12 protein-coding genes are annotated in these 11942 nt (G+C 72.9%); 5 read left to right on the forward strand and 7 right to left on the reverse strand.

The features are described from left to right. Window positions 1-121: 121 nt before the first annotated feature. Together ABZX11_RS27345 and ABZX11_RS27350 are read left to right on the forward strand one after the other, a co-directional pair. Entirely contained in the window at window positions 122-1099 is a 978-nt protein-coding gene (locus ABZX11_RS27345; protein WP_176173046.1) for a TNT domain-containing protein, read from the forward strand. Next, complete coding sequence (locus tag ABZX11_RS27350) at window positions 1099-1359, forward strand: hypothetical protein (protein WP_003105220.1); 261 nt, start codon at window positions 1099-1101, stop codon at window positions 1357-1359. The genes ABZX11_RS27345 and ABZX11_RS27350 overlap by 1 nt, the downstream gene beginning before the upstream one ends. A gap of 1 nt (window position 1360) precedes the next feature. Here ABZX11_RS27350 and hisN read toward each other — a convergent pair whose 3' ends face one another. Then, the gene (hisN, locus tag ABZX11_RS27355; RefSeq protein WP_354917994.1) at window positions 1361-2146 is read right to left on the reverse strand and encodes a histidinol-phosphatase; all 786 of its coding nucleotides are present in this window, start codon (window positions 2144-2146) and stop codon (window positions 1361-1363) included. Between the two features lie 42 nt (window positions 2147-2188). Between hisN and ABZX11_RS27360 the strand changes: the two genes are divergently transcribed. Next, complete coding sequence (locus ABZX11_RS27360; protein ID WP_176177944.1) at window positions 2189-2884, forward strand: response regulator transcription factor; 696 nt, start codon at window positions 2189-2191, stop codon at window positions 2882-2884. A 3-nt stretch (window positions 2885-2887) separates the two neighbouring features. Continuing rightward, window positions 2888-4171, forward strand: coding sequence for an ATP-binding protein (locus tag ABZX11_RS27365; protein WP_176173044.1), 1284 nt, complete (start codon window positions 2888-2890; stop codon window positions 4169-4171). A 15-nt stretch (window positions 4172-4186) separates the two neighbouring features. Here the strand turns inward: ABZX11_RS27365 and ABZX11_RS27370 are convergent, their stop codons facing one another. The 6 genes from ABZX11_RS27370 to ABZX11_RS27395 form a co-directional block, all read right to left on the reverse strand. Next, a complete protein-coding gene (locus ABZX11_RS27370; RefSeq protein WP_176173043.1) occupies window positions 4187-4810 on the reverse strand; it encodes a response regulator transcription factor in 624 nt (207 codons plus the stop codon). A gap of 103 nt (window positions 4811-4913) precedes the next feature. Next, window positions 4914-5558, reverse strand: coding sequence for a response regulator transcription factor (locus tag ABZX11_RS27375; protein ID WP_176173042.1), 645 nt, complete (start codon window positions 5556-5558; stop codon window positions 4914-4916). Window positions 5559-5577: 19 nt separating this feature from the next. Further along, entirely contained in the window at window positions 5578-6426 is an 849-nt protein-coding gene (locus ABZX11_RS27380) for an NAD(P)H-binding protein (RefSeq protein ID WP_354917999.1), read from the reverse strand. Beyond that, on the reverse strand, window positions 6423-7727 hold the full coding sequence (locus ABZX11_RS27385) for an MFS transporter (RefSeq protein WP_354918002.1): 1305 nt from the start codon (window positions 7725-7727) through the stop codon (window positions 6423-6425). The genes ABZX11_RS27380 and ABZX11_RS27385 overlap by 4 nt, the downstream gene beginning before the upstream one ends. A gap of 230 nt (window positions 7728-7957) precedes the next feature. After that, a complete protein-coding gene (locus ABZX11_RS27390) occupies window positions 7958-8485 on the reverse strand; it encodes a GtrA family protein (protein ID WP_176173039.1) in 528 nt (175 codons plus the stop codon). A gap of 79 nt (window positions 8486-8564) precedes the next feature. Continuing rightward, window positions 8565-10790 (reverse strand): sigma-70 family RNA polymerase sigma factor, encoded by a 2226-nt coding sequence (locus ABZX11_RS27395; protein ID WP_354918005.1) that lies wholly within the window; start codon window positions 10788-10790, stop codon window positions 8565-8567. A 270-nt stretch (window positions 10791-11060) separates the two neighbouring features. Here ABZX11_RS27395 and ABZX11_RS27400 point away from each other — a divergent pair, with 270 nt between their 5' ends. Continuing rightward, on the forward strand, window positions 11061-11906 hold the full coding sequence (locus ABZX11_RS27400; protein WP_354918008.1) for a GGDEF domain-containing protein: 846 nt from the start codon (window positions 11061-11063) through the stop codon (window positions 11904-11906). Window positions 11907-11942: the final 36 nt, after the last annotated feature.

The following is an 11942-nucleotide window of genomic DNA, read 5'->3' on the forward strand; positions in this document are numbered from 1 at the left end:
CCCGAAAACAACTGACCTCGCCGCGCCCTCGGGGATGGGGTGCGGTATCAAGGGGGACCGGCAGCGCCGCGGCCGCGTCGAACAGCGTGTGCCCCACAGGCACCGACAGCCGGAGGATGGATTGACCGAGCCTTCCGAGGCGGGCTCCGAACCGGTCGAGGCCGACCTCGACACCGGGCCGGTGCAGCTGCCCGGGTACGGCCTGGCGGATCCGGGCGCCTTCGAAGAGGCGCCGACGCCGCCCTCGGGCAACCCCGCGGCGTGGCCGCACGCGGTGTCGCCGCTGCTGCCGCCGTTCCAGCTGCCCCCGCCCCCGCCACCCCCGCCGACACCGGTTCCCCCGCTGCCGCCGCCGGTGGCCGGGCCGCCGCCGGTCGCGGGCCCGCCGCCGAACCCCGGTTCGCCCGTGCCGCTGCCCCCGCTCGGCTCGCCGCGCACGGAACGGGAAAGCATCGTCGCGCTGTTCCTGGTGCACATGTTCCCGATCGGGCACCTCCCGGTCGCGATGGACAAGCCGGCGCGCCAGCTGCCGCTGCCCGAGGACCCCGAGGGCTTCCCGCCGAACGACCACCCGGACGCCCGGCTGATCTTCGACGACCAGGCCCTGACCAACGTCACCGCGGGCTTCCGTCGGTCGCCGACCGCGCCGTCGCGGCCGGTGCCACGCCACCTGAAGGAGGGGTACGTCCCGTACGCGCGGGCGACGCGGGCGGTGTGGATCCGCCGGTTCGTCGTCGGGCACAGCGACCTGGGCCCCGAGTACGCGTGGCCGCCGGGCGAGCAGTTCCCCGAGAGCAGCGTGGACTGGCCCGAGCCGGTGATGGTCCCGGCCAACACGGTCCTCGACCGCTTCGGCCCGGCCTACGGGCGAATCCTTTACGAGGACGGCACGCCCTTCGCGGAACGCTCGCTGCCACCGGCGACGCTGGACGCCGAGTACCGCCGGTACGTCGTGGTGCGCAAGGTGCCGATGTGGCGCTCGGAGACCGCGAACTGGTTCGGCCAGGTCGGCGGCGGCACGCGGTACCGTGCCCTGCTGGCGGCCGACGAGCTCGTGACACTCGGCTACCTCGCCGAGGCCAAGGGGGAAGAGGACTGATGAACACCCAGTCGATCCAGCGGTGGCTCGGGGTGCTGGGCGTGCCGCCGGAGGTCGTCTCGCTCGGTGCCGAGGTCGACAACGCCTGGTGCCTGATGCAGGGCGAGGACGAGGCGTGGGAGGTGTTCTGGCGCGAGCAGGGCAACCGGTACGACTGGGCCCGGTTCACCAGCGAGCAGGTGGCGTGCCACTACCTGTTCGGGCGGCTGGCCTGGGCCCAGGTCGCCCGCGGCGCCGTCGGCCTGCTCCCCGGCTCCTGACTCAGCGCTTCAGCAAGGCCAATGCCTCGTCGTGGAGGAGGCCGTTGGTCGACAGCGCGCTCCCGTTGTCGTACCGCCCGACGCCGTCCAGGTCGCTGAAGCGGCCGCCCGCCTCGGTGACGATCACCTGCGCGGCCGCGACGTCCCACGGGTTGACGATGCACTCGGCCGCCACGTCCAACGCGCCCTCGGCCACCAGCACGTGGTGCCAGAAGTCGCCGAACGCGCGGGTCTCCCAGCACGCGTCGACCAGGTCGAGGTACTTCGAGCGCGAGTGGTACGTCGTCCACGAGTTGAGGTCCGTTGTGGACAGATAAGCGTCCGAAAGGGACGAAACCTTCGAAACCGACAGCCGCCGGGTGCCTGCCGAGTCCGACGAGAACGCCCCGGAGCCCGAAGCCGCCCACCACCGGCGGCCCAGCAGGGGCGCGCTGATCAGGCCGACCACCGGGTCACCGTCCGACACCAACGCGATCAATGTCGCCCAAACGGGTACTCCGCGGAGGAAGTTCTTGGTCCCGTCGATCGGGTCCAGCACCCACGCGCGGCCGCTCGACGCCGAGCCGCCGCGTTCCTCGCCGAGCACCGCGTCGCCCGGGCGTTCCGCCGCCAGCAGCGCACGGATCGCGTCCTCGACCGCGGTGTCGGCGTCGGTCACCGGGGTGCGGTCGGGCTTGCGCTCCACCGCCAGGTCCAGGGCGCGGAACCGCGCCGTCGTGATCGCGTCGGCGGCGTCGGCCAGCCGGACGGCGAGAGCCAGATCATCTTCGTAGCCAGGCACGGTCACGATGGTTTCACGCCCGTGCGCCGTAGAGTTGGCCAGGTGAGCATGGTCCTACTTGCCGAAGACGATCCGGCCATCGCCGAACCGCTCTCCCGCGCCCTCGAACGCGAGGGGTACGAGATCCACGTCGTCACCGACGGCCCTTCGGTGCTCGACGCCACCGCCGCCCAGCGCGTCGACCTGCTCGTGCTGGACCTCGGCCTGCCCGGGATGGACGGCCTGGAGGTCTGCCGGCGGCTGCGCGCGGCCGGTACCGAGCTGCCCGTCCTGATGCTCACCGCCCGCACCGACGAGGTCGACTTCGTCGTCGGCCTGGACGCGGGCGCCGACGACTACGTCGCCAAGCCGTTCCGGCTCGCCGAGCTGCTCGCCCGGATCCGCGCGCTGCTGCGCCGCCGGGTGCCCGAGGTGCTGGAGGCCGGCGGGGTGCGGATGGACCTCGGCGCCCGGCTGGTCACCGTGGACAACCACGAGGTGCAGCTGGCCAACAAGGAGTTCGAGCTGCTGCGCGTGCTGATGAGCCGCGCCGGGCAGGTCGTCAGCCGCGACGAGATCCTCGCCGAGGTCTGGAACGACCTGGAGTCGAAGACGTCGAAGACGCTCGACATGCACATGTCGTGGCTGCGCCGGAAGCTCGCCATCGCCGCCGACGAGGCCGCCGGCCGCACCAGCAAGACCCACGACGGCGAGCGGCGGATCGCGACCGTCCGCGGTGTCGGCTTCCGCTTCAACAGCGAATAAGCCGTGCGCCGCCGCATCCTGCTCGCCATCCTGCTGGCCGTCGCGGTCAGCTCGGCGGTCCTCGGCATCCCGCTGGGCATCGTGGCGAGCTGGCAGATCGAGTCGAGCTACCGCGAGACGCTCGCCGAGAACGCCCGCGCGGCGGCGGCGATCCTGGACACCGAAATCGCCAACGGCCAGGAGATCGACCTCGACCAGGTGCGCGCGGCGGTCCCGGCGAACGGGCTGCTCACCGTCCGGGCCAGCGGCCAGGACGAGAAGCGCTACGGCAGCAGTCCCGGGCCCGACACCGTCATCGAGACGGCCGACCTGGCCCGGGACGGCAAGGTGGAGATCGCCGTCCCGGCCGGTCCGATGCACGAACGCCAGACGACGGTGACGCTCGTCGTCGTGCTGCTGGTGCTGCTGTCGATCGGCACCGGCGCGGTGGTGGCGATCGCGACGGCCCGGCGGCTCGCGAAACCGCTGCGGCACGTGGCCGAGCGCGCGGCCCGCCTCGGCGGCGGTGACTTCCGGCCCGACCCGAGCCGCTACGGCGTCGGCGAGCTCGACATGGTCGCCGAAGCGCTGGACGCGTCCGGCACCGCGTTGGCCCAGCTCGTGCAGCGGGAGCGCCAGCTGGTCGGCGACGTCTCGCACCAGCTGCGCAGCAGGCTGACGGCGTTGCAGCTGCGGCTGGAACCGCTGACCGTGCACCCGGACGACGAGGTGGCCGACGAGTCGAAGGCGGCCCAGGAACAGGCGGACCGGCTCGCCGAGGCGTTGGACGAGCTGCTGGCGGCGGCCCGCGCCGCGCGCGAAGTCGGCGCGGAACCGGTGGACCTGCCGACGCAGCTGCCGGAAATGGCCCAGGAGTGGCGTGAGCTGCTCCGCTCGGAGGGCCGCAACCTGCGGACGCGCGTGGCGGACGGCCTGATGGCCCGTGCCACGCCGGGACGGCTCCGCGAGGTCGTCGGCGTGCTGCTGGACAACGCGCTGCGCCACGGCTCGGGCACGGTGACGCTGATCGCCCGCCGCGGCGACGCCGAGGGCACGGTGGTGATCGAGGTGAGCGACACCGGCCCCGGCGTGCCGGACGAGCTCGCGCCGCACATCTTCGAGCGCGGTTTCTCCGGCGGCGGCTCGACGGGGGTGGGCCTGGCACTGGCCCGCGCACTGGTCGAGGCGGACGGCGGCCGCCTGGAGCTGTCGAACCGCCGCCCGGCGGTGTTCAGCCTGTTCTTGAAGGTGCCCCGGCCGAGCGACGTCCCCGAGGTGCGCTGGCCGGCCGAGCGCGTCCCCCGCTAGCGCCCGGCCGTCCGCTCAGATCAGCCCCTCCCGCAGCGCGTAGGCCACCGCGTGCGAGCGGTTCCGCAGCTGGAACCGGTTGGTGACGTCGTGCAGGATGCTCTTCACCGTGCGCTGCGAGTAGCACAGCTCGTCGGCGATCTCCTGCGTCGAGTACCCCGCCGCGACCAGGCGCAGCACCTCCGTCTCCCGGTCGCTCATCCCGCCGAGGCGCAGGCCACGCGGCTGGAGCACCTGGCGCTGCAGGCGGGAAACCCGGTTCAGCAGCCGGCCGAGCAGGTCGGGCGGCAATGCGCCTTCCCCGGCCGCCGCGGCCTTGATCAGGCGGACGAGCACGTCCGGGCCCGCGTCGGCGCGGCGGGCGACCGCGCAGACGCCGTGCTCGACCGCGTTGAGGATCTCGTTGTCGTCGACTTCGCCCGCGATCAGCACGATCCGGGTGAAGCCCTGGTGGTGCAGCGCGGCCAGCAGCTGGGTCATCGGCTCGTCGATCCGGTCGGCGACCAGCAGGGCGACCTGAGCTGTCCCGTCGTCGACCACCCGGACGTCGTCGCGCGAGCGCAGCGCCATGCAGACGCCGTTGTGCAGGATCGGATCGGTGGCGCGGACCACCACCGGGGTCCGGTCGGTTTCGAACATCGCTCCCCATTCCCCTCGAACGGTGCAGGCTGCCCAGCCTGCCCGCTCGCGTGTCCCGGGCGCATGGGACCGGGGTCCCGATGTTGCCCGGGCGGGCCGTCTTTCAGGACCGGCCGAGGCCCGCGTCCCTGGCCCGGACGATCGCCTCGGCCCGGTCGGCGACGTGCAGCTTGGCGAAGACGTTCGAGATGTGGTTGCGCACGGTCTTGGGGCTCAGGCACAGCGTGCTGGCGATGAGGCTGTTGCTGTGCCCGGCCGCGATCAGCGCCAGCACCTCGCGCTCGCGCCCGGTCAGCTCCGGGAACACCGGCTCGCTGACCGGCGGCTGGTTGAAGAAGGCGAGCACGCGGTTGGCGATGTCCGGGCCGAAGATCGCCTCCCGCCGGGCGACGGCCTGCACGGCCCGGATGATCTCGTCCGGCTCGGCGTCCTTGAGCAGGTAGCCGCGGGCACCGGCGCGCATCGCCGCGAAGACCGACTCGCTTTCGTCGGCCATCGTCAGCATCAGCACGCCGGTGCCCGGGTCGGCCGCCACGATCTGCCGGGTCGCCTGGATCCCGGACAGGTCGGGCAGGTGCAGGTCCATCACGACGACGTCGGGCCGCAGGGCGGCGGCGGAGGCGACCGCGTCGGCGCCGCCGGCGGCCTCGCCGACGACCGCGATCCCGGGTTCGGCGGCGAGCAGCGTCCCGACGCCGATCCGGAACAGGGGATGGTCGTCCACGACGAGAACGCGCAGGTCGCCCATCCGCCTCACCTCCCCCTGGTCACTCCAGGTGATGGTACGCGGACGCGTTCTCCCGTGCCCAGGCCGCGAAGGTCAGCGGCGGACGGCCGAGCAGCCGCTCGACGGTGTCGAAGACGACGTGCTCGTGCGGCGCGGACTCGCGCTTGAGGGCGAAGAGCCCGTCGACGGCCTTCGCGGGCCAGCCGTACGTCCGGACCAGGCGGTCCTTCGCGGCACTCTCGGTTTCCTCGACGTACTTCAGCGGACGCCCGATCGCTTCGGCCAGGATGGCGACCTGCTGCTCGGCCGTGAGGGCTTCACCGCCGGTCAGCTCGTAAGTCGCGCCTTCGTGCCCGGACGTCGTCAGGACGAGCGTCGCGACTTCGGCGATGTCGCGGACGTGGACCAGCGCGGACGGCGGATCGGTGTCCGGCACGTACACGGCGTTCTCCGCCTGGATCGAGCCGAGCCAGGCGAACCGGTTGTCCATGAAGGCGCCGGGCCGCAGGATCGTCCACGCCGGCCCGGCTTCGCGGATCGCCTGCTCGGCTTCGGCGTGGGCGAGCGTGATCGGGTCCTGCTGTCCGAAGTGGACACCGGTGGTGGACAGCTTGACGAGGTGGGTGACGCCGGCCTGGGCGGCGGCGTGGGCGACCGCCGCTTCCCGGTCGGCGCTGTGCCCCTGCGTCAGCATGAACACGCGGTCGGCGCCGGCCAGCAGCGCGGGCAGGTCCGAGGTGCCGAGGTCGCCGCGGACGGCTTCGGCGCGCGGGTCGATCCGGGCCTTCGCCGGGTCGCGGGTCAGGGCGCGGACGTGCGCGCCGGCGTCGAGCAGGGCGGGGACGAGGTGGCGGCCGACCTTGCCGGTGGCGCCGAGGACGAAGATCATCGGGGGTTCTCCGATCGGGAAAGCGGGACGTGCGGGAGCGCGAAGGCCGTGACGAGGCCGAGGGCCAGCACGGGCAGCAGCGCGAGGAACACGCCGTGGGTGCCGGCGTGGTAGGCGAAGCCGAGCGCGACCGGGCCGAGGGCCGAGCCGAGCGCGCGGGCGAGGTTGACGCCGGCGGCGACCGCGCCGCGGTCCGCCGCGGGGGCGGTGTTCTGCGTGGCCATGGCGAGCACCTGCAGGTTCAGCCCGGCCGCGCAGCCGAAGACGACCAGGCAGGCGAGGACCTGCGGGAGGCCGTGGAGGGTGAGCAGGCCGAGCACCGCGAGCAGGCCGAGCGCCATGCTCGACCGCGGTGCCCAGCGGTAGGCGCCGGTGCGGGCGATGACCTTGCTCGCCACGACGGAGGCGACCGACACGGCGAGCGTCATCGGCAGCAGCCGCAGCCCGCCTTCGGCCGGACCGGCGTCGGCCTGCAGCAGGACCGCGATGTAGTTGACCGAGCCGAGGAACGCGAACCCGGCGAGCACGCTGAGCAGCACGGACACGGTGAACGTCCGGTCGCGGAACAACCGCAGCGGCAGGACGGGTGCCGCGGCCCGCCGTTCGACGACCACGAACACCGCGGCCGCGGCCGCGCCGAGGGCGACCGACCAGGGCGTGAGCAGGGTGAACCCGGTGATCGCGCTGCCGAGCAGCAGCACGCCGGCGAAGTCGAACGGCGCTTCCCGGCGCCGGGTGGACAGCTCGAGCTTCCGGAGGCAGGCCAGGGCGACCAGCCCGAGCGGCAGGTTGACCAGGAAGATCGACCGCCACCCGGCGAGGCCGGTGAGCAGGCCGCCGACGACCGGCCCGGCGAGCGACGCGACGGCGAAGCAGATCGAGAACCAGCCGAAGTACTTCGCGCCTTCGCGGGGCGAGAACATTTCGCCCAGCGAAGCCCCGACGGAGACGAAGAGGCCGCCGGAGCCGGCACCCTGCAAGACGCGTCCGGCGATCAGGAACGCGGCCGACGGCGCCAGGCCGCAGGCGAGCGAGCCGAGCAGGAAGAGGGCGAGTGCGCCCAGGAGCACACGTTTGCGGCCGAGGACGTCACCGAGCTTGCCGTACAGCGGCGCGGTGGCGCTCCCGGCGAGCAGGTAGGCGGTGGTGACCCAGGCGTAGGCGCCGGTGCCGCCGAACTCGGCGGCGATCCGGGGCAGCGCGGTGGCGACGACCTGGGCGTCGAGCATCGCGAGGAAAACGGACAGGAACAGGCCCGCGAGGGCGGGTTTGAGGGCGCGCGAAGGCGCGATCGTGCGCAACGGAAATCCTTGGTTCGTCAGGAGGGACGAGAGATGCGGACGCGCGAGACACGCGTCCCGTCGAGTCGGGAAAAGGCTCCATCGTCATCCGCGAACGGATGCGACCTCTTCGCGCTCGGAAACCACCTCGAATCGTCCCGCTCGCCCGGCCGAACCCGGACGGCGTCCTCACGAAGGAACACTGACGAGAATGACTTTAGACAACTACATGTCAGGAGACAAGTAGTTTTTCAGGGCAGGCGGGTGACCTGGTCGGTGTCGCGCCGCCGCTCGCCCAGCTCGTCCGGGAACACCCACTTCTTGAAGCCCCAGAAGCGGAAGAACATGGCCAGCAGCATGCCGATGATCGAGCCGCTCGCGAAGTCCGCGATCTCCTGGACCAGGAACGTCACGTGCGGGACCTCGAGGTCGAGCACGTACCGCGAGACGATCAGCGGGACCAGGTTGACGCCGACGGCGATGCCGCTGATGACGAAGAACAGCGCGGCTTCGTGGTGCCGTTCGCGTCCGCCGCGGGTCCGGAAGGACCACTCGCGGTTGAGGATGTAGGACACGATGGTCGCGACGATGATCGCGATCGCCTTGGCCGTGGTCGGTTTCGGCTCCAGCACGGTGAGCTTCAGCGCGTACCAGACGCCGTTGTCGACCAGGAACGTCGTGCCGCCCACGATCGCGAACTTCAGCAGCTCCCGGTGCTTGATCAGCACCGAACGCAGTGGCTCCGGCGTGCGCTTGAGCACGGTTTCCACAACGGTCACACCAGGCAGTCTAGGAGTACACCGCGTTTACCCGTGGTTCAGGCGGGCCGGCTGTCGCGAATGTCCGGATATCGGGGGGTCAGCCGGTCAGCCAGCCAAACGCCTTTTCCGGACTGACCGTCGGCGGCTTGGCCCCGGGTTTCCCGCCGGACCGCGGCGGCGCGCTGGTCGTGGTCGTGGCCACCGGCGGCTCGAGCGTGGGTTCTTCCGTCGTCGTCACCGGCGGTGCCGACGACGGCTTCGACGGGGTCGGCTTCGGCTTGGACGGCTTCGAGGAGGTCGGGGCCGTCGTCGTCGACGTCGGGGGCTGCGGGTCCTTGCCGCACCAGTGGCGCCAGCAGCCGAAGTCCACGGTCACCGGCGGCGCCGTCGCCCGGCCGAGCTCCGCCGTGATCGTCACCCGGCCGTCGTCGGGACGGCCCTTCAGCCGCACCCACAGGTTGACGTGCTGGCCCGGTGCCACCGCGCTCTTCGTCGTGCAGGTGGCGCCGTCGTCCGTCGTCGTGCAGGGGAAGCCGCGCAGGCTCCACCACTGCTTGAGCGGGTGGTCGAAGGTGACCGTGACCGGCCTTGTCGTCTCGCCGGTGTTGCGGACCCGCACGTAGACCAGCGGGTGGTGGTTCCACGGGAACGCCGAAAGCCCGTCGCCTTGGGCTTCCAGGACCATGTCGTCCTTCGGGAGCTTCACGGTGACCTTGACGCTCACCGCGACGGAGATCTGCACGCCGGCGGTGACCGAGCCGGTCACCGTGCCGCCTTCGGCGTCTTCGTCGGCCTGGAGGCGGAAGTTCAGCGTGGCGCTCTGGCCGGGCTGCAGGCCGGCGCCGGTCTTGCAGGTGACCTTGCCCGTGCCGCCGGGGCAGTTCACCGAAACCGGGCCGGGCGCGTCGGCGCGGGCCAGTAGCGCACCGCCGCCGCCGGTGTCGACCGCGCGGACCCCGCGGGGGAGGTTCAGCGCGACCGCCACCGGGTCGGACGGGCTGCCGCCGTCGTTGCGCACGGTGATGGGCAGGTTCGTCGCGGTGCCCGGGCTGAGCTCGAGGCCGTCCGGCGGGGTCGTCGCGGACATCGACGGCGGTGCCGGAGCGGGCGGGACCGGCGCGGGAGGCGGGGCGGGCGGGGCGACCGGCGGCTGAGCGGGCTCGACCGGCGGAGCCGCAGGTGGGGCCGGGGGCGCGGGCGGCTCGGGCGCCGGGGGTTGCTGCTGTTGCGGCGGCGCGGGTGGGGCCGGGGGCTGCGGCTTCGGGGCCGGCGGCTGGGCCGGCTGGACCGGGGCCGGCACCGGAGCGGCGACGGGCACCTCCTGGACCCCGCCACCCGCGGTGAGCGCGATGATGACGGCCGCGACGATCGCCGTGCCCGAGGCGGCGACCCCGGCGAACTGGCGGGGCCCGGCCGCGGCGGCACTCCCGGCCGCACCGGCCTTGCCGCCCGCCGCCGCGGCACCGGCGGCGGCCGCGCCCGTGGCGGCCGCCGTGGCCGCGCTCGCCTTCGCGGCGCCGATGGTCGCGAGGTAGCCCAGCGCGGCGCCGCCCAGGACGATCGGGGCGATGATCGCGCGCAGCCCGCCGTTGACGTCGGCCAGTTCCGCGGCCAGCGCCCGGCACCGGTCGCACTCGTCGAGGTGGCTCTCGACCTGGGCGCGTTCCCGTTTGGACAGTCCGTCGCGGGTCCACGCGCCGAGCCGCTCGGCGCAGGCGCGGCAGCGTTCCTCGGCGTTCTCCTGCAGGTGGACCTGCAGGTACGCCTGGCGGAGTCCCTCGCGGGCGCGGTAGGCGAGCGCCGAGACGCCGTTCGCGGTCAGGCCCAGCAGCGGTGCGACCTCCGCCGGGCTCTGCTGCTCGATCTCGGTGTGCCAGAGGACCGCCTGCCAGCGTTCCGGCAGCCGGGCGAACGCCTTGGCGGCCATCGTCCGCTCGAGCCCGGCGACCGCGGTGTCGGAGAACGGCACGGTCAGCGCTTCGGCCGCGGCGCCGCCGACCTCGGTCATGTCCTCGTTGAGGTCGACCCGGCGTTCCTTGCGCGTGCGGTCGTACGCGGTGTGACGCAGCGCAGTCAGCAGGTACGCCCGGAAGGCTGTGTCCGGGCCCTTGCCGTTACGCAGCGTGTCAAGCACTTTGGCGAACGCCTCGGACACGAGATCGTCGGCTTCGGAGCTCGAGCGGGCCAGCTGACGGGCCAGATTGTGGGCGGCGCCGGTGTGCCGTTCGTAGAGCGTGCCGTACGACTTGATCTTCCCGGAGCGGACCTCCGCGATCAGCTCGGCGTCACTCTTTCCGCTGAGATCGGCGGGAACGGTGGACACGGCACTCCTCGGTCGGTTAGAGCCAGGACCTGCCATTACAGGCCGATCCGGGACGCGAGACAAGTGTGACTGACCCACCCTCGGCGGTCACGTCGTGGTCGGTGTGATGACTCCGACGGCGGAGCAAAATCACCCACCCCCGGTGCCGGCCGGGGAAAAGGTCCACGACAAAAACCGGTCAGTACGCGTCACGGGGCCCGTCGGGGTACGTCCACACCGTGAAGCGCAGAACAAGATCGGGATCAACCGGACGAAAGGGGCGGGTGGCCAGTGGATGTTCCGGCTACGCGATCCGGCTCCGGTGACACTCCGCCCACCCCGGCCGAACGGGACGCCTCCCTGCGTGCGCTGCGGGCGCGCTGGCGCACGGCCAGCCTCGCCGCGGGCTGGCGGTTCCCGAGCGACTGGGCGCTGCCCGAGGTCGACGCCGTCTGCGCGGCGGTGATGGCGAAGGGCCGCGTCGAAGCCGCCGAAACCGCCTTGGCCGGCCTGGCCAGAGCCCGGGCGGCGGCCGGGGCCGGGCTCGCGGAGACCCTCGTCGACCTCGCCGCGCTGCACGCCGTGCTCGATCACAGCGGCGACGGCTTCGTCTCGCCGGACGTCGACGCGACACCGGCGCGGCTGCTCCGGACCACCGCGCTGGCCTGGGCGGACGTCGCCACCGACCAGCTCGTGCACACCGAGGTCACCGACCCGCTGACCGGCCTGCCGTCGGCGGCCTACCTGCGTACCCGGCTCGCGGAGGTCTACCGCGCCGCAGAGGCGCGCGAGCGCCCGGCCGCCGAAGACCACGTGCTGCTCGTCGTCTCGCTCGACCTCAGCGCCATCGCCGGGTTCCCGCGGCTGACCGGGATGATCCTGGTCGCGGACGCGCTGCGGACGGTCTTCGACAGCGGCCAGAGCGTCGCTTCGCTCGGGCCGTCCGTCGTCGCGGCCCTGGTCCCGAAGGACGAGCGGGTCGCTTCGAGCGGCGTCGCGCTGCGCCGGGCGTTGCACGAGCGGCTGCAGGTCGACGCCCAGCTGGCGGACGTCGGCCGCCCGCGCGTCTCGGCGGTGCGGCTGCCCGCCACCCACGAGCTGGCCTGCGACCTGCTGGCCCAGCTGGCCCGCGCGTAGTACACCCGAAAAGTCCGGTTTCGCCCGGACCCTTCG

This window comes from Amycolatopsis sp. NPDC004169, from assembly GCF_040610315.1.
In the GTDB taxonomy this organism is placed as follows: Bacteria; Actinomycetota; Actinomycetes; order Mycobacteriales; family Pseudonocardiaceae; genus Amycolatopsis.